The 19,772-nt window shown below is 68.0% G+C and carries 20 protein-coding genes; 4 read left to right on the top strand and 16 right to left on the bottom strand.

Translation table 11 applies throughout. The features are described 5' to 3' along the window. Positions 1-48: 48 nt before the first annotated feature. Both GLP40_RS03035 and GLP40_RS03030 read right to left on the bottom strand, forming a co-directional pair. Complete coding sequence (locus GLP40_RS03035) at positions 49-726, bottom strand: response regulator transcription factor (protein ID WP_328289599.1); 678 nt, start codon at positions 724-726, stop codon at positions 49-51. Between the two features lie 15 nt (positions 727-741). Then, a complete protein-coding gene (locus GLP40_RS03030; RefSeq protein ID WP_154786208.1) occupies positions 742-1,281 on the bottom strand; it encodes a PH domain-containing protein in 540 nt (179 codons plus the stop codon). A 197-nt stretch (positions 1,282-1,478) separates the two neighbouring features. Here GLP40_RS03030 and GLP40_RS03025 point away from each other — a divergent pair, with 197 nt between their 5' ends. Together GLP40_RS03025 and GLP40_RS03020 are read left to right on the top strand one after the other, a co-directional pair. Next, on the top strand, positions 1,479-2,432 hold the full coding sequence (locus tag GLP40_RS03025) for an acyl-ACP desaturase (RefSeq protein ID WP_328289598.1): 954 nt from the start codon (positions 1,479-1,481) through the stop codon (positions 2,430-2,432). Between the two features lie 77 nt (positions 2,433-2,509). Next, on the top strand, positions 2,510-3,886 hold the full coding sequence (locus tag GLP40_RS03020; protein ID WP_196054499.1) for a serine/threonine-protein kinase: 1,377 nt from the start codon (positions 2,510-2,512) through the stop codon (positions 3,884-3,886). Positions 3,887-3,934: 48 nt separating this feature from the next. On the opposite strand, the gene GLP40_RS03015 is transcribed toward GLP40_RS03020, so the two are convergent. From GLP40_RS03015 to GLP40_RS02990, 6 genes are all read right to left on the bottom strand, one after another. Next, complete coding sequence (locus GLP40_RS03015; RefSeq protein WP_154786206.1) at positions 3,935-4,735, bottom strand: biotin--[acetyl-CoA-carboxylase] ligase; 801 nt, start codon at positions 4,733-4,735, stop codon at positions 3,935-3,937. A gap of 136 nt (positions 4,736-4,871) precedes the next feature. Next, positions 4,872-5,183, bottom strand: coding sequence for a hypothetical protein (locus GLP40_RS03010; RefSeq protein ID WP_154786205.1), 312 nt, complete (start codon positions 5,181-5,183; stop codon positions 4,872-4,874). A gap of 165 nt (positions 5,184-5,348) precedes the next feature. Continuing rightward, a complete protein-coding gene (locus tag GLP40_RS03005) occupies positions 5,349-5,693 on the bottom strand; it encodes a hypothetical protein (protein ID WP_154786204.1) in 345 nt (114 codons plus the stop codon). Beyond that, positions 5,693-6,124, bottom strand: coding sequence for a DUF1707 SHOCT-like domain-containing protein (locus GLP40_RS03000; protein WP_154786203.1), 432 nt, complete (start codon positions 6,122-6,124; stop codon positions 5,693-5,695). The genes GLP40_RS03005 and GLP40_RS03000 overlap by 1 nt, the downstream gene beginning before the upstream one ends. A 65-nt stretch (positions 6,125-6,189) precedes the next feature. Beyond that, positions 6,190-7,983 carry an acetyl/propionyl/methylcrotonyl-CoA carboxylase subunit alpha gene (locus GLP40_RS02995; protein ID WP_328289597.1) on the bottom strand — a complete coding sequence of 598 codons (1,794 nt, stop codon included), beginning with the start codon at positions 7,981-7,983 and terminating at the stop codon, positions 6,190-6,192. 200 nt (positions 7,984-8,183) lie between these two features. Then, positions 8,184-9,083 (bottom strand): sulfurtransferase, encoded by a 900-nt coding sequence (locus GLP40_RS02990; protein WP_328289633.1) that lies wholly within the window; start codon positions 9,081-9,083, stop codon positions 8,184-8,186. Between the two features lie 165 nt (positions 9,084-9,248). Here GLP40_RS02990 and GLP40_RS02985 point away from each other — a divergent pair, with 165 nt between their 5' ends. Next, a complete protein-coding gene (locus GLP40_RS02985; RefSeq protein ID WP_230329159.1) occupies positions 9,249-10,052 on the top strand; it encodes a helix-turn-helix transcriptional regulator in 804 nt (267 codons plus the stop codon). Here GLP40_RS02985 and GLP40_RS02980 read toward each other — a convergent pair. The 6 genes from GLP40_RS02980 to GLP40_RS02955 all read right to left on the bottom strand — a co-directional run bounded on the left by GLP40_RS02980 (position 9,996) and on the right by GLP40_RS02955 (position 16,313). Then, the gene (locus GLP40_RS02980) at positions 9,996-10,637 is read right to left on the bottom strand and encodes a Maf family protein (protein WP_328289596.1); all 642 of its coding nucleotides are present in this window, start codon (positions 10,635-10,637) and stop codon (positions 9,996-9,998) included. The two genes, GLP40_RS02985 and GLP40_RS02980, sit on opposite strands and share 57 nt — an antisense overlap. A 6-nt stretch (positions 10,638-10,643) precedes the next feature. Next, a complete protein-coding gene (locus GLP40_RS02975; RefSeq protein WP_196054511.1) occupies positions 10,644-10,958 on the bottom strand; it encodes an acyl-CoA carboxylase subunit epsilon in 315 nt (104 codons plus the stop codon). Positions 10,959-11,170: 212 nt separating this feature from the next. Further along, positions 11,171-12,808, bottom strand: a complete 1,638-nt coding sequence (locus GLP40_RS02970; protein ID WP_154786200.1) for an acyl-CoA carboxylase subunit beta — start codon at positions 12,806-12,808, stop codon at positions 11,171-11,173. Between the two features lie 247 nt (positions 12,809-13,055). Further along, entirely contained in the window at positions 13,056-14,099 is a 1,044-nt protein-coding gene (locus GLP40_RS02965) for a YncE family protein (RefSeq protein WP_230329158.1), read from the bottom strand. A gap of 319 nt (positions 14,100-14,418) precedes the next feature. Then, complete coding sequence (lat, locus tag GLP40_RS02960; protein ID WP_328289595.1) at positions 14,419-15,759, bottom strand: L-lysine 6-transaminase; 1,341 nt, start codon at positions 15,757-15,759, stop codon at positions 14,419-14,421. A 101-nt stretch (positions 15,760-15,860) separates the two neighbouring features. Beyond that, entirely contained in the window at positions 15,861-16,313 is a 453-nt protein-coding gene (locus GLP40_RS02955) for an Lrp/AsnC family transcriptional regulator (RefSeq protein ID WP_154786198.1), read from the bottom strand. 58 nt (positions 16,314-16,371) lie between these two features. Between GLP40_RS02955 and amaB the strand changes: the two genes are divergently transcribed. Next, positions 16,372-17,901 (top strand): L-piperidine-6-carboxylate dehydrogenase, encoded by a 1,530-nt coding sequence (gene amaB / locus GLP40_RS02950; RefSeq protein WP_154786197.1) that lies wholly within the window; start codon positions 16,372-16,374, stop codon positions 17,899-17,901. Here amaB and GLP40_RS02945 read toward each other — a convergent pair whose 3' ends face one another. Beyond that, positions 17,902-18,747, bottom strand: a complete 846-nt coding sequence (locus GLP40_RS02945; protein WP_154786196.1) for an SDR family oxidoreductase — start codon at positions 18,745-18,747, stop codon at positions 17,902-17,904. Then, positions 18,744-19,703, bottom strand: coding sequence for a patatin-like phospholipase family protein (locus GLP40_RS02940; RefSeq protein WP_154786195.1), 960 nt, complete (start codon positions 19,701-19,703; stop codon positions 18,744-18,746). The genes GLP40_RS02945 and GLP40_RS02940 overlap by 4 nt, the downstream gene beginning before the upstream one ends. Positions 19,704-19,772 lie beyond the last annotated feature (69 nt).

Raw genomic sequence — 19,772 nt, 5'->3', positions numbered from 1 at the left:
GTTTTACACGCGCGGAACGGCACAGCAGAACGGAATCAAAAAGAACGGCTAGTCGGTATTCAACCGGAAGCCTACGCCGCGCACGGTCACGATACGCCGCTCGGCCACCGGCCCCTCGTCACCGATCTTGCGGCGCAGCCACGACATGTGCATGTCCAGGGTCTTGGAGCCGCGCAGATCGGCATCACCCCACACCTCGCGCAGAATGGTCTCACGCGAGACCACCTGCCCGGCCCGATCGATGAGCACCTTCAACAGCTCGTACTCCTTGTTGGCCAGGTTCACCTCGACGCCGTTCACCAGCACGCGGCGCGCGGCCGGCTCCAGCCGAATGCCGCCGACCTCGACGGCCTCATCGCCGATTCCGCTGCGGCGCAACAGCGCCCGCACCCGGGCCAGCAGTTCCGCCAACCGGAAGGGCTTGCCCACATAGTCGTCCGCGCCCGCGTCCAGGCCCACCACGAAGTCCACCTCGTCGGTGCGCGCGGTGAGCATGAGCACCGCCAGATCGGCGCCGCGCGCCCGCACCTGGCGGCACACCTCCAGACCGTCCATACCGGGTAGGCCGAGATCCAGGATGAGCAGGTCATGACCGCCTTCGAGGGCCCGCTCGAGCACGGCGGGACCATAGCTCTCCACGGTCACCGAATAGCCCTCACGCCCCAGCGCCCGCGACAGCGGCGCGGCGATGGCCTCGTCGTCTTCGGCCAGCAATACTGCGGTCACGGCACAAGACTACGGCTATGCCCCGGCAGATCCGTAGAGGCCGCCACCATTCGGATTGTTCTGCACCACATCGAAGACCTGGTGATAGAGCAGCGCGTGCACCTTCTGCACATGCGGAATGTCGTCGTATTCCAGCGGATCCTCCGACGACGAGCCGATGATCAACGTGCCGGTGCCCAGCATGCGATCGAACAGGCCATGGCGGAACTGCACATTCGAGATCCGGTTCATCGGAATGTCGATGCCGGTGTGGGTGAGCACACCCTGCCGGATCAGCACCCGCCGATCGGTCACGATGAAATGCGTCGACTTCCAGCGGATCAGCGGAGCGGCGCTGCGCCACAGCACGATCCCCAGCCACAGCGCCAGAATGCCGAGCAGCAAACCGGTCTGGAGGGTGCCGTCGGTCTCGCGCGCCGTCACCCCCGCGGCGAATCCGGCCAATGCGGTGATCAGGATGAAAGTCACCGCGGGCCAGAACAACATCTTCCAATGCGGATGGCGGTGTAGCAGCAGCACCTCTTCGGGCGCCAATGCCTCCTCCGGATAACCCATGGCGAAACCCTATCGCGCGTAGATGTCGGAATGTCTCACGCGGATCTGCGGGCCGGGGCACAATCGTGCGGTTACCGGTACGATCGGCACTCACGAGTCGCCTTTCCCCTTCCGAGTTGTACCGCGCAAGACCTTCACGTTTGACCCGAGCACGACCTTTCAGGCCCTACCCGGTGTGCATGACATAGGAGGTGTGTGTGACCCGAGAGTTGACGCAGTACCAGATACTTCGCGAGCTCGAACCGGTGGCCGAGGCGAATCTGAATCGGCATCTGTCGATGGCCAAGGAGTGGTACCCGCACGATTACGTCCCGTGGGACGAGGGCCGCAATTTCGCGGCCATGGGCGGTGAGGACTGGGAACCCTCGCAGTCGCGGCTCAGCGAGGTCGCCAAGATCGCGATGGTCACCAATCTGCTCACCGAGGACAATCTGCCCTCGTACCACCGTGAGATCGCCGAGAACTTCTCCCAGGAGGGGGCCTGGGGCACCTGGGTGGGCCGCTGGACCGCCGAGGAGAACCGGCACGGCATCGTCATGCGGGACTACCTGGTGGTCACCCGCGGCGTGGATCCGGTGGCGCTGGAACGGGCACGCATGATTCACATGACCAATGGCGCGCAGTCACCCCCGGATTGGGGCGGTTTTCTGGAGAATGTCGCCTACGTGACCTTCCAGGAACTGGCCACCCGGGTCAGCCACCGCAATACCGCCCGGGTCTGCAACGACCCCATCGCCGACCCCATGCTGCAGCGCATCGCCGCCGACGAGAACCTGCACATGATCTTCTACCGCACCATGTGCGGCGCGGGCCTGGACCTGGTGCCCGATCAGGCGGTGGAGGCCATCACCAAGGTGCTCACCCATTTCGTGATGCCCGGGCACGGCATGCCGAACTTCCGGCGTAACGGGGTCATCATGGCCAAACACGGCATCTACGACCTGCGCCAGCACCTGGAAGATGTCGTCGCACCGGTGCTGAAGAATTGGAATATCTTCGAGCGCAACGACTTCGGACCGCGTGGCGAGAAAGCGCGCGAAGAACTGGCCAGCTATATGGACAAACTGGCCAAGGACGTCGTCAAGTTCGAGGAGCAGCGCGACCGCATGCTCGCCCGGGAAGCCGCCCGCAGCGAATTGCAGACGGTCTGACGCTGGAGATGCGTTGTGTGCGATTGAGATGAATTCGGTTCGCTATGGTGTCCCCCAGTGTGACGAGAGGAAATCCGTTGGGGGATGGCTACCTGGGCCGATACCGCCTCGACGAACTGCTCGGCAGCGGTGGGTCGGCGGAAGTATGGCGTGCGCACGACACCGCGGCCGACCGCACCGTCGCGCTGAAGATGCTGGCGCACACACTGACCGCCGATCCCGAATACCGGCAGCGCTTCGAGCGGGAGGCCCGGGCCGCATCACTGCTGCACGGGCCGCACGTGGTGGCGGTGCACACCTACGGTGAGCTCGAGGGCCGGCTGTACATCGAGTCGGAATTCGTCGACGGCCTCGATATCGAGGCCCTGCTGGAATGGGAAGGCCCGATGTGCCCGGACGCGGCCGTCGACCTCATCGCCCAGATCGCCTCGGCCCTCGACGAGGCCCATGCCGCCGGGCTGGTGCACCGCGACGTCAAACCGCAGAACATCATCGTGGCCCCCGACGACGTCGCCTACCTCATCGACTTCGGCACCGCCCTGCAGGATGGCCAGACCGCCATCACGCAGACCGGGATGCTGGTCGGCACGCCCGCCTACATGGCCCCCGAACGGTTCGAGGGCGCCGCCTCGCCCCGCTCCGACATCTACTCGCTGGCCTGCGTCCTCTACGAGTGCCTGACCGGCCAGCGCCCCTTCCGAGTCCGGAATCCGGCCCAGCTCATGCGCGCCCACCTGGAACGCACCCCGGAACCGGCCTCGGCTCTCGCGCCGGCCGTGCCCACGGCCCTCGACCAGGTCATCGCGCGTGGTCTGGCCAAACAACCGGCCGAACGCTATTCCACCGCAGGCGAATTCGCCGACGCCGCCCGCGCCGCCCTGACCGTCCCCGCGCCCACCGCCCCGCCCGCTGTCCGCGGCCTCGGCGACCAGACGACCGTGGCCCTCGCGGCTCCCGTACCGGCGGTCGATCCTATGGCCGCCGTCCAGGCCCGCTCAACCGAGTCCGGCATGGACGCGCGAACCGTTGCGCTGTCGATGAATTCGAACTTGGGCGCGGTCCACACCGGCTCGACGCGTCGGTGGGCGTTCACGGCGGCGGGCCTCATGACCGCCGCCATCGCGATCGCCATCGGAGCCGCCTGGGTCACCGGCCGCGCCGCGGAACCGCAACCCGACCAGCGAACCCGGATGTCCGCGGTCGCGACCACGAAAGCGCCTGTCCGAGTGACGGTTCCATCGGCCATCGACTCCTCGATCGAGGCCCCCGCGGCCGAACCGACCGCACCGCCGTCGGACGGCACCCTGATCCCCGCCGCACCGCCGAGGACCGCTGATCCCCGGCCACCGGGACCCGGCGGTCCCGGTCCGGGCGGCGACAACCGGCCCGGTGGCGACAATCACCGCGGCGGCCCGGGCGACCGCCGCCCGCACGGCCACAACAGTTTTCAGTGATTCTCGCGAGATCCTGCGCGAATCGGACTGCGGGAACCGCGTTTCCGGTCAGTATTCGGCGCGAAGGTGGGTGACATCGCCCGCCGACACGGCGCGATCGCCGACCAGCAGACGCCCGTATTCGTCTACACCCGTGGCGATTCCGGTGATGACCTCCCCGCCGGGCAGTTCCGTGCGGACCTGCGCGCCGAGGGTGGCGCACCGTTCGCGATAGTCCGCGGACAGATCGGCGATGTCCCAGCCCGAGGTCTCCCAGGCGGTGAAGCGTCGGGCGAACTCGCGCAGCATCGCCTGCGCCAGCACGGTGCGGTCGATCTCGGGAGCGCCCGCCAGCACCAGTGAGGTGGCGTGCGGGACAGGCAGTTCGGCCTCGGTGAGAGACACGTTCAGCCCGACGCCGACGACCACGGCCGGGTCCGCCCCCACGGCGGCGACCTCGGCCAGGATCCCGGCCAGCTTGCGGCCGTCCACCAGGACGTCATTGGGCCACTTGAGCACCGCCTGCACCCCACCGACCGAACGCAGCGCGTCCACCACGGCCACCCCGGTGAGCAGCGGCAGCCAGCCCAGCACGGCGGGATCGATCCCGCGCACCCGCACCAGCACCGACATGGCGATCTGTGCCCGCGCGGGGCTGACCCACTGCCGGTCGTGGCGGCCGCGGCCGTGTTCCTGCGATTCCGCGATCAGCACCAGCCGATCGACACTCGAATCCGCGGCCCGCGCAACCAGATCCGCATTGGTCGAGCCGGTCGACTCGACCACCTCGATGGCCGAGAAGAAACCCAGCTCCGGCGACTCGGCAATGCTCCGGCCCAGCGCGTCAGCATCCAACGGCGACCTCTCCATGTCCCGCACGCTACTCCCCCGCCCGCCCACCTCCGCGCATGAGCATGCTCATTCTCCCGGGCCATAACCGGCCGGGGCCCGCGCACGCGAAAGGGGCGGGCCCGGATCGGACCCGCCCCTTCCCGGCCCAGCCACGCTAGCGCGCTACGGACACCGCCCCCGCCATATCGGCGAGAGCGGCGAACAGCGCCGCGAGCTCACGCTCGGAGACGTCCTCGCGCTCACCGCCCGTCACGTCCGCGTCTGCCGGTGCGACCGCGGCCCCCATCGCTTCGTCGCTGCCCGTGGTGCGGCGCTCCCCATTGCGCGGACCGCCCGTCGCACCGTTGTCCTGCGAGGTTTCACTGAATTCCGGATCGATCACTGTCGGTTCCGGGTCACGGATCCGCCAGGCGGTGAACGATGCCGCCGCTGCCCGATCCGCGTGGTGTCTGCTCCAGCTCCACATAGCCGCTTCCTCCCCTGGTCGTCGGTTTCGGATGCGACTCCAGGATGACCTGGGACCCCGACCGGGCACGACCGATTATTTCCGGGGCGAACCACATCAGGGCTGGTAGAGGTGGACTTTCTAGCATCAGATCGATGTCCGGACCGGACACGGCGTAGGCCGGAATCAGGCGTCGAGCGGTTCCAGGCCCAGTGCGCCCACGACGAAGCGGCGCACCGTCACCAGGCCATCCTCGAGCGCGGCGTCGTATCCCGTACGCGCCCAGCCGGTCACGGTCGCGGTGCCGTCCGGATTGGGCCGTACGCCGATCTCGGCGACCATCTCCGCGGTGGTGGGCACGCACACCGCCCATGAGAAGTGGGTCTCCTCGGCCCATTCCGCACTGCGCCGGGCCACATAGCCGGGATCGGTGATGCCGCCATCGGCCAGCGCGGGGCGGTCGTCGATGCGGTCGTCGGCGCGCAGGGCCCGCAGATACCAGCTGCCCGCATTGATCTCGATGGGTTCCATCAGTCCTCACGCCCCCGATCCAGCCGCCGCTGCCGCCGGCGATCCCGGCGATCCAGCCGCTGCCGCTCCCGCTTGCCCTCCCCGAACAACACCGCACCCGCCAGCGGGATGAGCAGGAACACCCACCACTGATGGGTCACGAAGAACAGGATCACCGCCAGAATCGGGATGACCGCCATGACCCGCCGGGGCCCGTGCGAGGGCCGAACCGCGAACTCCCGTTGCGCCGGAACGCTTTTCTCCGCCACCGGCTCCGGCAGATCCGTGAACACCTTGTCGATGTCGCCACGCGTCAGGGCCGCGGCCACGATTCCGCTGCGCTCGTCGAACTCCGCGACACTGAGGCGACCCGCCGCGAAATGATCCGACAGCCGCTTCATCGCGTCCTCGCGCTCGACGGTGCCGATACGGATCTCGGGTGGTTCAGCCATGCCATGACATTAGCGCGAGTGGCCGCTCACCTGCAGATGAGCGGCCACTCGCGAAAGATGTTGCGTTACTTGATCTCGGCCAGGACGGTGCCCTGGGTGATGGCGGCGCCCGCCTCCACCGCGAGACCGGTGATGACACCGGCCTTGTGGGCGGTGACCGGGTTCTCCATCTTCATGGCCTCGAGCACCACGACCAGGTCGCCCGCCTCGACGGACTGGCCCTCCTCGACGGCCACCTTCACGACGGTGCCCTGCATCGGGGCGGTCACGGCGTCACCGGAGGCAGCACCCGCGCCCGCGCCACCGCGCTTGCGCGGCTTCGGCTTCTTGCGCACGACACCCGCGCCATTGCCGGAAGCAGCCGCGCCGACGGAGAACTGACCCGGCAGCGACACCTCGAGGCGCCGGCCGCCGACCTCGACGACCACCTTCTGCCGCGGCGCCTCGTCCTCGTCCTCGATGGGCTGGGCGCCGGTGTAGGGCTCGATCGGGTTGTCCCACTCGTTCTCGATCCACTTGGTGTAGACGTCGAACTTGGTGCCGTCGCCGACGAACGCCGGGTTCTCCACGATGTGGCGGTGGAACGGGATGACCGTGGCCAGACCCTCGATCCGGTACTCGTCGAGCGCACGGGCGGCGCGCTGCAGAGCCTGCTCCCGGTTCTCACCGGTGACGATCAGCTTGGCGAGCATGGAGTCGAACTGGCCGCCGATGACCGAGCCCTCGACCACGCCGGAATCGACACGCACACCGGGGCCCGCGGGCTCCGAGTACACGACGACCGGGCCGGGGGCGGGCAGGAAGCCGCGGCCGGCGTCCTCACCGTTGATGCGGAACTCGAAGGAGTGGCCGCGCGGGGTCGGGTCCTCGGTGATGGACAGCTCATGGCCCTCGGCGATGCGGAACTGCTGGCGCACCAGGTCGATTCCCGCGGTCTCCTCGGTGACCGGGTGCTCGACCTGCAGACGGGTGTTCACCTCGAGGAACGACACGGTCTCGCCCTGCACCAGGTACTCCACGGTGCCGGCGCCGTAGTAACCGGCCTCGCGGCAGATCCGCTTGGCGGACTCGTGGATCTTGGAGCGCACCTCGTCGGACAGGAACGGCGCCGGGGCCTCCTCGACCAGCTTCTGGAAGCGGCGCTGCAGCGAGCAGTCGCGAGTGCCCGCGACCACGACATTGCCGTGCTTGTCGGCGATGACCTGCGCCTCGACGTGGCGGGCCTTGTCCAGGTACTGCTCCACGAAGCACTCGCCGCGACCGAAGGCGGCGATGGCCTCACGGGTGGCGGACTCGAACAGTTCCGGGATCTCCTCGATGGTGTGCGCGACCTTCATGCCGCGACCGCCACCACCGAAGGCGGCCTTGATGGCCACCGGAACGCCGTACTGCTTGGCGAACGCCACGACCTCGTCGGCGTTGCGGACCGGATCCTTGGTGCCCGCGGCCATCGGCGCCTGCGCGCGCTCGGCGATGTGGCGGGCGGTGACCTTGTCGCCCAGGTCCCGGATCGACTGCGGGGAGGGACCGATCCAGATCAGACCCGCGTCGATCACGGCCTGCGCGAAATCCGCGTTCTCCGACAGGAACCCGTAGCCGGGGTGGATCGCGTCCGCGCCTGCCTTGGCGGCGGCGTCGAGGATCTTGTCGAACACCAGGTACGACTCGGCCGAGGTCTGGCCGCCCAGCGCGAAGGCTTCGTCGGCGAGCTTGACGAACGGCGCGTCGGCGTCCGGTTCGGCGTACACGGCGACACTGGCGATTCCGGCGTCCTTGGCGGCCCGGATCACGCGCACGGCGATCTCGCCCCGGTTGGCTACGAGGACCTTTGTGATCTGCGCGTTGGCATGGTTGGGCACTGAGCCTCCTGTGCTCTGGATACTTTCGTCTGTCGGCAGTGTAGGCATCGTGCCAACAATCACCGAACCGAGGATAGGGCTACCGAAGAGTAGGCCCAGGGAGTGGGCGAAGCGACTCTTGGAGCCCGCCTTTTTAGAACCTGTTCTACCAGACTCTCCCGACACCTTGTCCAGTGAATCTCCCCGGAGGGCCTCGTGCGTTACGAGCTTGCCACGACCTCGGGCACAGCACCGGGTTGTTCACCGATCGCGATGGGCGCGCCGACCGCATTGGCCCACTCGGTCCAGGAGCCGTCGTAGTTGCGGACACCGTGCACGCCCAGCAGGTAGGTGAGAACGAACCAGGTCAGGGCGGATCGCTCGCCGACACGGGAGTACACCATGGGGGCAATGCCATTGGCGACCGCGCCGTAGATGACGTCGAGCTCGGCACGCGGGCGGAAGCGGGCGTCCGCGCCGACCGAGGCGGTCCACGGAATGTTGACGGCGGTGGGTATGTGCCCGGCGCGCAGCGCCTGCTCCTCGGGGCGATCGAGAACGACGAGTTCGCCGGTGTACTCGTCGAAGGCACGCGAATCGATGAGCGGCCCGCCGAGATGCGCGATCACGTCCCGGCGGAAGGCCCGGGAGGATTTATCGTCGCGATCGGCCACGGGGTAGTCGCCCAGCCCGGCGGACGGCACCTCGAAGGTGGTCTCGCGGGCCTCGGAGATCCAGGCGTCGCGGCCGCCGTCCAGCAGGCGCACGTCCTCATGTCCGAAGAGGGAGAACACCCACAGGGTGGCGGCCGCGGTGCCGTTGGATTTGTCGCCGTAGACGACCACGGTGTCGTCGCGCTCGATACCCTTGGCCCGCATAAGGTTGGCGAAGGCCGCGCCGTCGATGACATCGCGGGTACGCGGATCGATCAGCTCGGTGCGCCAGTCGATCTTGATGGCCCCCGGCACGTGTCCGATGTCGTATAGCAATATGTCCTCGTTGGACTCGATGATCTTGAGTCCCGGCGTGCCGATGTTTGCCGACAGCCACTCTGTGGTTACTAGTCGGTGAGGATGTGCGTAGGAGCCGAATGAGTGATGCGGATCCGGAGCGACGGGCACGTTGTGGTCCTTCACGCGTGGTGGGTTAGGTATTGGCGGTTCGAATCTCAGCACCGATCGTAGGCATGTGGCGGTTACGAAACTCGTTTCAGATCACGAATCGGATGATTGAGCGAATTAAGCGCAGCTTCATCCGATAAAGTCTTTCAAGAGGAGGGGTGAGCTATGTCCGATTCTTGGCCGCGACGGCGACTGCTTGCGATCCTACGTGGCGCCAGCGAGCCTCTCGATGCCCAGGAACTGGCGCGCGTCACCGGACAACATGTGACAACGGTCCGTTTCCATTTGGACGTCCTCACCCGCGAATCGCTGGTCCGCCAATTCCAGCAGCCGCCGCGCGGCCGCGGCCGCCCCCGCATCGGCTATACGGCTGTACAGCGATCGGTCGGTTATCAGGAATTGGCCCAGGTGCTGGCCGATCAGCTCGGCACCGATCCGCGCCGCCGCTCAGACGCCGCCATCGCGGCCGGCCGGGCCTGGGGCGCGAAACTGGAATCGGTGGACCAGCCCGTCGAGTCGCTCGACGACGCCAAGGACCTCACCGTCACCCTGATGTCGGAACTCGGCTTCGCCCCCGAGCGCGACCACGCCAGCGAGACCGATGAGCAGGCGCTGATCCGGATGACCGCCTGCCCCCTCCGCGAACTGGCCCGCACCCACTCCGAGGTGGTGTGCGGCGCGCACCTGGGACTCATGCGAGAAGTGCTGGACCGCAACGGCGGTCGCGAGAGCGTGACCGTGCGCCTGCACCCCTTCGTGGAACCCGAACTGTGCGTCGCGCGTCTGGAACTATTGCAGGGCCGCACCGGGGACGCCGAGGGCGAGGAGGATCAGGTCGAACCCGGCGAGCCTCGACTAGCGCCCTCGACCAGCCGTATCGCACCGCAATTGCGGACCACCACGGAACCGCAGCTACGCGCGGCCACCGATCCACAGCTGCGCAATACCGACGCCTACTTCGGCAAGTAGCCGACGAACGAGCGGCAGGCCGATACCGATCACACTCGACGGATCACCGTCGATCTTGTCCACGAACCAGCCGCCCAGGCCGTCCAGGGTGAAGGATCCGGCGACCTGAAGCGGCTCCCCCGTCGCGATATAGGCGTCGAGTTCGTCCGGCTCGGGCTTGGCGAAATGTACCGTGGTGGAACTGCAGTCGGCGGCCTCGCCGATGATCTCACCGTCGCTCAGGCGCAGCACGCAGTGACCGGTGAGCAGATCGGCGCTGCGCCCGGCCATCTCGGCCCAGCGCGCGCGTGCGACCTCGGGAGTGACGGGCTTGCCCTGCAGCACGCCGTCCACGAGCAGCATCGAATCGCAGCCCACCACAACGGAATCGGCGAAGGCGGGATCGGCGGCCAGCCGCCCGGCTATCTCCCGAGCCTTGGCGCGGGCCAGTTCGATCACCACTCGATCGGGCGCGGTATCCGCGGGCAGTGCCGCGACCACCGCGTCCTCGTCCACATGGGAAACCCGGACCACCGGCTCGACGCCCGCATTGCGCAGGACGCCGAGTCGGGCCGGAGATTGGGACGCGAGTACGAAGACGGTCACAGGCCGTCAGTCACGCAGGTGCGAAAGCGCCGGAAAAGCGTAGGGCGAGAAGGGCGAGGAGCCGCGGTGCAGCAGGGTCGGAACGCCCCACATGTCGGCCGGGCCGGGGTCGGCCGGAGCGGCGGAGGCGCTCGCCGACGCGGCGGCGAACACGCAGAGCAGAGCGGCGAGCTCGACATCGGTCGGGTTGCCCTTGAGGACCCGGATGACCGGCCCGGTGCTCCCCGGTTCAGCCTCGGTGACGGCCGTGTCCACGGCGTCCGCCAGTTCATCGACGGCTAGATCCAGTTCGGCGGCGCGCAGTACTTCTTCATCGGCCATGGTCGTCACAGCGCCAGTCCTCCTGTCCGTATGCCGCAGGGTGTGCGGCTCGTTCGCGGCCGGAGCGTGTCCGGGACGCAAACGGTATTCGATACAACCCCCGACGGCGAGGGCCATTCCTGAACATCTTTGCTCGGATGAGGCGATCGTGCGCGGTACGAGTCCTTTGTCCCATTCGACAGTGTGCGCCCCACACCGCGCATATCGCATTATCAGAGCGGAATGTTGCCGTGCTTCTTCGGCGGCATGGACACCATCTTGCGTTCCAGTAGACGCAGTGCCGACACGATCTGGCCACGGGTGTGCGAGGGCGGGATGACCGCGTCGACGTAGCCGCGCTCGGCAGCCACGTACGGGTTCACCAGGGTGTCCTCGTACTCGTTCTGCAGCTCGAGGCGCAGCGCATCGACATCGCTGCCCTCGGCGGCGGCCTGCTGCAGCTGCTTGCGGTAGACGAAGCCGACGGCGCCCGAGGCGCCCATGACGGCGATCTGGGCGGTCGGCCACGCGAGGTTCACATCGGCGCCCATGTGCTTGGAACCCATGACGTCGTAGGCGCCGCCGTAGGCCTTGCGGGTGATGATTGTGATTTTGCCCACAGTGGCCTCACCGTAGGCGTAGAGCAGCTTGGCTCCGCGGCGAATGATGCCGTTGTACTCCTGGCCGGTGCCGGGCAGGAAGCCGGGAACGTCGACCAGGGTGATGATCGGGACGTTGAAGGCATCGCAGGTGCGCACGAAGCGTGCGGCCTTCTCCGAGGCGTCGATGTCGAGGCAGCCCGCGAACTGCGAGGGCTGGTTGGCCACGAAACCGACGCTGCGGCCGTCGATGCGGGCGAAGCCGACGATCACGTTCATCGCGCGTTCGGCCTGGACCTCGAGGAACTCCTCGTCATCCACCAAGCGCTTGATGACCTCGTGCATGTCGTAGGGCTGGTTCGGCGAGTCCGGGACGATGGTGTCCAGCTCGAGGTCGGCCTCGGTGAGGTTCTCCTCGATGGCGCCGGCGGACGCGGTGGCCGGGAAGCGCGGGGCTTCGGCGCGGTTGTTGCTGGGCAGGTAGCTCAGCAGATCGCGCACGTAGTCCAGGGCGTCCTGCTCGCCGGAGGCGACATAGTGCGCCACACCGGACTTCACCATGTGGGTGTGGGCGCCGCCCAACTCCTCCATGGTGACTTCCTCGCCGGTGACGGTCTTGATGACGTCGGGACCGGTCACGAACATCTGCGAGGTCTGGTCGACCATGACCACGAAGTCGGTCAGCGCGGGCGAGTAGACGTGACCGCCGGCGGCCGGGCCCATGATCAGCGAGATCTGCGGGATGACACCCGAGGCCTGGATGTTGCGGTGGAAGATCTCACCGTAAAGGCCCAGGGAGACAACGCCTTCCTGGATGCGCGCGCCGGCGCCCTCATTGATTCCGATCAGCGGGCGGCCGGTCTTGAGCGCCAGATCCATGACCTTGACGATCTTCTCGCCGTACACCTCGCCGAGGGAGCCGCCGAAGACGGTGACGTCCTGGGAGAAGATGCAGACGTCGCGGCCGTCGATGGTGCCGTAGCCGGTCACCACGCCGTCGCCCAGCGGACGCTGGTTCTCCAGACCGAAGTTCACGCTGCGGTGGCGGGCGAGCGCGTCGAGTTCGACGAACGAGCCCTCGTCCAGCAGAGCGAGGATGCGCTCGCGCGCGGTCATCTTGCCCTTGGCGTGGACCTTGTCGACCGCGGCCTCACCCATCGGGTGCTTGGCCTCTTCCAGCCGATTGCGCAGGTCAGCCAGCTTGCCGGCGGTGGTGTGGATATCGGGGGCTCCCGCCGGACCCGGCGAAGGCTGATGCTGGACACTCGTCATGACGGGGAGTGTAACCAGTACCAGACCCCCTTCGTAATCCAGACGGGGCTACTCGCGAGTACGGCTATTGACTGCCCGCCAGTAGAAAGCCGCAGGTAGAGCACGCGATTCGGTCGCGGCGCCGGCGGGACTCGAACGTCGTTCAATAGCGAATTCCCCCAGTCATCCCGGCCCGGTTTTGGCCGGGTCCACACACCCGGGGCCGGCCGGGATCGCGACCCGCGCGGGCGTCGGAATGCCGAGGCGCTCAACGCATGACGCCGGTATGGCCGGTCGAGTATCTGCCCGGCTGGGGCCAGATGGTGAGCCCGTGCGCGCCGCGGCCGACGGGGATGCGCGCGAGCAGCTTCCACTCGACGATGTCGATGGCATACACCTCGCTGTGATTGCGGCCGGAGACCCAGAAGACGCGGCCGTCAGCGGAGAGATTTCCCATATCCGGGCTGCCGCCGCCGGGAATCTGCCACTTGCGCGCCAGCTGTCCGGTCGCGAAGTCCCAGACCGAGATGCTGCCCTCCGTGCGGTTGGTGATGAGCATCTGCCGCGAGTCGCGAGTGATGTAGAGACCGTGGGCGCCCGCGCCGGTCTCGACGAAGCCGGTGTTGTCGAAGGTCTTGGCGTCGAAGACGTAGATGCCGTCGGCCATCATGTCGGCCACGTAGAAGGTGCGGCCATCGGGTGCGAGCTTGACGTCCTGCGGCATGCCGGAGCGGCCGCGGGGCAGGTCGATCATGCGCAACAGGCTCAGGCTCGCGATGTCGACGACGGCCATGCGCCCGCTGAATTCACAGCTGACCAGCGCCGTGCGGCCGTCGGCGGTGAAGTCCATGTGGTTGACGCCGAGGCAGTCGGGGACCGCGACGTCGTGCAGCTTCTCCCAGCTGTGCGGGTCGTAGAAGTCCAGGGAGCGGTCGGCTTCGGCGACCACGAGGGCGTATTCGCCGTCCGGGGTGAAATACATGTTGTACGGGTCGCGTACGGGTATGGGGTCGCCCGGTTTGCCGGTGCGCGGGTCGATGGGCAGCAGACTGCCGCTGCCGATCGGGAGATCGTTGTTGGCGTAGAGCATCTGCAGGTCGTACGCCGGAACGACATGCTGGGGTTCGTGGCCGCCGGCCGGGAAGGTGTCGATGACCCGGAAGCTGTCCGGGTCGATGACTGTGATGGTGTTGGACTCGCTGTTGGGGACGTAGACGCGGGTGGGCTGGTCGGCCACGGCGGGGCTGAGTTCGCGGGTCGCCGCGTAGACATCGGTGGGCGAGAGCGGGGGCGGCATGCCGGGTAATGGCATCGGCGCCACTCCCTCCGCCTCGGCCGCGGCGGAGGGAGTGGCCGACTGGGTCGGAGAATGCGGCGCGTTGCCCGATTCACCACTCGAGCAACCGGCCAGCATCGCTATGGCGACAATCAGGCCCGGACGTGCACCACGCGCGATCACAGGGCGCACCGTGCCATGTCGGCATTGCCGTGAGCTGACATGTCTTCGAATAGTAGGCGGCGACATGGACAGTCGCGGCGCGATCGCGGAGTGTCGCTCCGCGCCAACCGCTTCGGTCAAAGGCACGATTCAGCAAATGCGGCAATCCGGGCGTTTCGGCTAGGGTTGCGGCTCAACCCAATACGCGCTCGAGCGCGTCCACGGCTTCGTCCAGCTCCGCCCTGGTTACCGTCAGCGGCGGCCGGAAGCGAATGCCGCGCTCGCCGGTGCCGAGGATCAGCACGTGCTCTTGCTCCCGCAGCCGGTTCACCACCGCATCGCGCAGCTCCGGGGTCGCCAGGCTGACCGCGCACAAGAGGCCGCGACCTCGCGGATCGGTGACTTCCGCATGGGCGGTGGACAATTCGGTCAGCCGGGCCAGCAGGTACGGGCCCAGCTCACGGGCGCGACCCACCAGATCCTCATGCTCCATCACCTCGAAGATCCTGCGGGCCCGGACCATGTCGGCCAGGTTGCCGCCCCAGGTGGAGTTCAGACGCGAGCTGACGTGGAAGACGTTGTCGGGCACCTCGTCCACGCGGCCGCCCGCCATGATGCCGCAGACCTGGGTCTTCTTGCCGAAGGCGACGACGTCCGGCTCGAGGCCGAGCTGCTGGTAGGCCCACATGCTGCCGGTCATGCCGACGCCGGTCTGCACCTCGTCGAGGATGAACAGCGCGTCCTGCTCATGGCACAGCCGCTGGATCGCGCGCAGGAACTCCGGCCGCAGGTGCCGGTCGCCGCCCTCGCCTTGAATCGGCTCGGCAATGAAACACGCTATGTCGTACGGATTTTCGGCGAAGGCACGGTGCGCCTGGTCGAGGGCGTGCCGTTCGGCGGCCTCGATGTCGGGGTGATCGGGTCCGATATAGGGGGTGTCGATGCGCGGCCAGTCGAATTTGGGGAAGCGCGCGGTCTTGACCGGATCGGTGTTGGTGAGCGAGAGCGTGTAGCCGGTGCGGCCGTGGAAGGCGCCGGTCAGGTGCAGCACCTTGGTGCCGAGTTCGGCTGAGCGCCCGTGCATTTCGTTGTGTCGCGACTTCCAGTCGAAGGCGGCTTTGAGGGCGTTCTCGACCGCGAGTCCGCCACCATCGATGAAGAACAGGTGCGGCAGCCGCGGATCGCCGAGCACGCGCACGAAAGTGTCGACGAAGCGCGCCATTTCGACCGTGTAGACATCGGAGTTGCTGGGCTTGTTGAGAGCGGCCGCGGTGAGGCCGGCCAGAAAGCGCCTGTCGCCCAGCAGGGCCGGGTGGTTCATGCCCAGCGTGGAGGAAGCGAAGAAGCCGAACATGTCCAGGTATGCCGTGCCGTCACGGGCGTCCACCAGGCGCCGGCCGCGGGATTTGCGCAGGTCCAGCACCAGGTCGAAGCCGTCGGCGAGAATGCTCGCAGCCAGGATCTCATGCACCCGGGCGGGGGTGACAAGGGTGGTTTCGGCAGCCGCCCCGAGCCGATCGAGTTCGAGGGTCACACCATCCAGCGTAAATTAACTTTTACGGCGATGCCCGCAAGTTCCGGAATATCTACGTCGTACACCGTGTCGAAACCCGAATGTCTGCGGCCTGCGCGGGGCTACTTGTCATAGAATGTCTGCAGAATGATGGTGCTTCGCGTCCGGACGTTGGCCGTCGCGCGGATCTCCTGCAGCAACTGTTCCAGGTGCCGGGGCGAAGCCACCCGCACCATCAGCATGTAGCTCTCATCTCCGGCAACCGAGTGGCAGGCCTCGATTCCCGGAATGTGCTGCAGCAGTGCGGGTGCGTCATCGGGTTGCGACGGGTCGAGAGGAGTTATCGCGACGAAAGCCGACAGCATCTGGCCCAGCGCCTCGGGGTCGACATTCGCCGTGTAGCCGCGAATCACGCCCCGCGCCTCGAGCCGCCGCACCCGCGACTGCACCGCGGACACCGAAAGGTTGGCCTTCTCCGCCAGATTGGACAGGGTGGCGCGACCATCGGCAATCAGCTCACGGATCAGCAGTCGATCGATGTCGTCGAGTCCAGGTTTCGCCGGTGTATCCGCCATCAGCGAAGGCTAACGCAGCGAACCGAACTCGGTGCCGGAACCCAACCTGGAGCATGTAATGAGTCACGCACCGACCGACGGGGCGACCCGTGAGCTTCGTGAGCAAACGGAGAAGTTGCTGCAACGCCTCGGGGTCGAAACGCCACCACCCGGCGAACTCTCGGCTCGCACCCCGATCACCGGGCGTGAGCTGATCACCCTGCGCGCGAGTGATTCCGCCGCGGTGGACGCCGCCATCACCCGCGCCGCGACCGCCTTCCGGAATTGGCGCACTGTACCGGCGCCGCAGCGGGCCGCGGTGGTGCGGCGGCTGGCGGCACTGCTCACCGCGCATCAGGACGAGCTGGGCGAGCTGGTCACCCTGGAGGCGGGCAAGATCGGCGCCGAGGCGCGCGGCGAGGTCCAGGAGATGATCGATATCTGCGAGTTCGCCATCGGGCTGTCACGGCAGCTGTACGGACGGACCATGCCGTCCGAGCGGCCGGGGCACCGGCTCATGGAGACCTGGCATCCGCTCGGCGTGGTCGGGGTCATCTCGGCCTTCAACTTCCCGGTCGCGGTGTGGGCGTGGAATACCGCCGTCGCCCTGGTGTGCGGGGACACCGTGGTGTGGAAGCCCTCGGAGGCGACGCCGCTGACCGCGCTGGCCTGCCACGAGCTGCTGCGCCGGGCGGCGCGGGAGGTCGGCGCGGATCCCGAAGTGCACCAGTTGATTCAGGGCCCGGCGGCGATCGGCGAACAGCTGGTGGACGATTCGCGGGTGGCGCTGGTGAGCGCGACCGGGTCGGTGCGGATGGGGCAGCGGGTCGCGCCGCGGGTGGCGGCGCGGTTCGGGCGTTGCCTGCTGGAGCTGGGCGGCAACAACGCCGCGATCGTCACGCCCTCGGCGGATCTCGACCTGACCACGCGGGGAATCGTTTTCGCGGCGGCGGGGACCGCGGGCCAACGGTGCACGACGCTGCGGCGGCTGATCGTGCACGCCAGTGTGGCCGGGCCGCTGCTGGATCGGATCTCGGCGGCGTATCGCCAACTGCGCGTGGGCAATCCGCTCGATGAAGGCGTTCTCGTCGGGCCGCTCATCAACGAGCGGGCCTACGACGGCATGCGCTCGGCGCTGGAGCGGGCGCTGGCCGATGGCGGCGAACTGATCTGCGGTGGTGAGCGCCTCGAGGGGCCGGACGAGGACGCCTTCTACGTGCGACCCGCTCTGGTGCGCATGCCCGCGCAGACCGCGGTGGTGCGGGAGGAGACCTTCGCGCCCATCCTGTACGCGCTCACCTATCACGATCTGGATGCCGCCATCGAGCTGCACAACGGTGTGCCGCAGGGGCTTTCGTCGTCGATCTTCACGCGGGATCAGCGCGAGGCGGAGCGTTTCCTGGCCGCCGACGGGTCGGACTGCGGCATCGCCAATGTCAATATCGGCACCTCGGGGGCCGAGATCGGTGGCGCGTTCGGCGGCGAGAAGCAGACCGGCGGTGGCCGGGAATCGGGGTCGGACTCCTGGAAAACGTACATGCGCCGGGCCACCAACACCGTCAACTACTCCACCGAACTGCCGCTGGCGCAGGGCATTCGGTTCGAGTGACTACTCGTCGGAGGTGATCGCGCGCACCTGGTCCTCGTACTGGGCGCGCACCTTCTCATCGGCCGGGTGCAGCGCCCGGTCGCCGTGGAAGAGCCTGCGCATCAGGCGGACCGCGGGTTCGGGCGCGGCGGCCAGGGCGACATCGATGGGGCCCAGGTAGTTCGGGACGGCGACCTCGGCGCGGCGGCTGCGCACGGTGGTGAGCACGGCCGCGGCCACGTCCTCCGGGTCGACGGTCGGGATGCCGCCGCCCAGGGCCAGGCCCGAGGACAGCCGGGTACGCACGGCCGAGGGCATGACGCAGCTGACGCTGACGCCGTGCGGCGCGAACTCCAGACGCGTTGCGGCGGACAGGCCCACGGCGGCGAACTTGCTGGCGTTGTAGACGGCCAGCCCCGGGATCGGGATCTTCCCGGCCAGCGAGGCCACGTTCACCACATGTCCGTGGCCGCGCTCGATCATGCCAGGTACGACGGCGCGCATGCCGTGGATGAGGCCCCAGACATTGACGTCCATGGTGGCGTGGCCCACCGCGTCCGGCTCGTCGAGGAAGGCGCCCGCGGGCATGACGCCCGCATTGTTGACCAGGATGTCGACGGGACCGAAGACGGCGACGACCCGGTCCCACTGGGCCCGGTCGCGGACATCCAGCTCGAAGGCATCGGCACCCAGCACGGCCGCTGCCGCCTGCGCCGCGACGGTGTCCACATCGGCGATGCCGACCTGTGCGCCCTTGCTCGCGAACAGCTCGGCGGTGCACTGCCCGATGCCGCGGCCCGCGCCGGTGACCAGGACCCGTGCGCCATCGAGATCGATGGCCGGATAGTCGTTTCCGAGGATGCTCATGCGAACGCTCCCTGCTCGACCTGGCGGCGGGTGCTGCCCAGGCTGTGTTCGAAGGTGTCGAGACGGCGGCGGCCATCCATGAAGTTGGGGCCCATGACCGCGAGATCCTCGGCCGTGGCGTCGATGCGCAGCACCTTCACACCGGTGGCGCGCAGCAGGGCGATCTCGGCATCGAGCTTCTCGCTCATGCGGTTTCGCAGTTGCCGCTCGAGGAAATGGCCGGGGCCGGTGATCGGCAGGCGGCCGGTGGAGGCCATGGGGGCGATCACCACGACCTCGTCCAGCCCGGCCGGGATGAGCAGGTCGGCCGAGGCGGTCGAGGCCGCGCCGCCGTCGACGAAGTGCCGGCCCGCGATCGGCACGGCCGGGAACCAGCCGGGCACGGCCCAGGAAGCCCGCAGGGCGGCACCGAGATTCGCGTCCGGGGCGGACGGGGAGCCGAAGGCCACCCGCTCGCCGGTGGCATTGTCCATCGCCACCAGCCAGGTCGCCGGGTGCGGGACCCAGTCGCGGCCGGGGTTGAGGCCCTCGGCCAGTCGCTGGAGCCAGGCCGGGTCGCCGCCCCCCTTCGGCAGCAACCCACTGCCCGCGGTGAGCAGGGCATGACCATTTCCGGGACGGGCCAGCAGCTCTCGGACCGCGCGGCCGGGCGCGCCCAGACTCGGGCGCGGCAGCGGCGGAAATCGTCCCGGCTCCCAACGCAGGTGGGCGGTGAGGATCGGGTGGGCGGAGGTGCCGCGTTGCATGGCGATCAGTTCGTCCACGCCGATGCCGCTGCCCAGCATGGTCAGCGCTTCCGCGCCCGCCGAGGTGCCGATCATGACGTCGGCCGTGCGCGGATCCCAGTCGAGGACGTCGCGGACCGCGGCCAGGGCAGCGACGATCCAGGCCATGCCGACCGTGCCGCCGCACCCGATGGCAAGGCCACGTCGCCGTGCCCCGTTCCTGTTACCCATGGTTTCGAACACTAGCAGTATTCGCATACTGCCGGTATCCCAAATCCTGGAGTACATAGAATCGTGGCC

It is taken from the genome of Nocardia aurantiaca (assembly GCF_009708175.1).
GTDB lineage: Bacteria > Actinomycetota > Actinomycetes > Mycobacteriales > Mycobacteriaceae > Nocardia > Nocardia aurantiaca.
This window is presented reverse-complemented; position numbering and strand designations above follow the sequence as displayed.

Excerpts from the sequence above, each read along its gene's own strand:
- GLP40_RS02940 (WP_154786195.1), bottom strand. The coding sequence starts at position 19,703 with ATGGGTAACAGGAACGGGGCACGGCGACGTGGCCTTGCCATCGGGTGC.
- GLP40_RS03010 (WP_154786205.1), bottom strand. The coding sequence starts at position 5,183 with ATGTGGAGCTGGAGCAGACACCACGCGGATCGGGCAGCGGCGGCATCG.
- GLP40_RS03005 (WP_154786204.1), bottom strand. The coding sequence starts at position 5,693 with ATGGAACCCATCGAGATCAATGCGGGCAGCTGGTATCTGCGGGCCCTG.
- GLP40_RS02945 (WP_154786196.1), bottom strand. The coding sequence starts at position 18,747 with ATGAGCATCCTCGGAAACGACTATCCGGCCATCGATCTCGATGGCGCA.
- GLP40_RS02985 (WP_230329159.1), top strand. The coding sequence starts at position 9,249 with ATGTCCGATTCTTGGCCGCGACGGCGACTGCTTGCGATCCTACGTGGC.
- GLP40_RS02975 (WP_196054511.1), bottom strand. The coding sequence starts at position 10,958 with ATGGCCGATGAAGAAGTACTGCGCGCCGCCGAACTGGATCTAGCCGTC.
- amaB (WP_154786197.1), top strand. The coding sequence starts at position 16,372 with ATGAGTCACGCACCGACCGACGGGGCGACCCGTGAGCTTCGTGAGCAA.
- GLP40_RS02970 (WP_154786200.1), bottom strand. The coding sequence starts at position 12,808 with ATGACGAGTGTCCAGCATCAGCCTTCGCCGGGTCCGGCGGGAGCCCCC.
- GLP40_RS03030 (WP_154786208.1), bottom strand. The coding sequence starts at position 1,281 with ATGGGTTATCCGGAGGAGGCATTGGCGCCCGAAGAGGTGCTGCTGCTA.
- GLP40_RS02965 (WP_230329158.1), bottom strand. The coding sequence starts at position 14,099 with ATGCCATTACCCGGCATGCCGCCCCCGCTCTCGCCCACCGATGTCTAC.
- GLP40_RS03000 (WP_154786203.1), bottom strand. The coding sequence starts at position 6,124 with ATGGCTGAACCACCCGAGATCCGTATCGGCACCGTCGAGCGCGAGGAC.
- GLP40_RS03015 (WP_154786206.1), bottom strand. The coding sequence starts at position 4,735 with ATGGAGAGGTCGCCGTTGGATGCTGACGCGCTGGGCCGGAGCATTGCC.
- GLP40_RS02955 (WP_154786198.1), bottom strand. The coding sequence starts at position 16,313 with ATGGCGGATACACCGGCGAAACCTGGACTCGACGACATCGATCGACTG.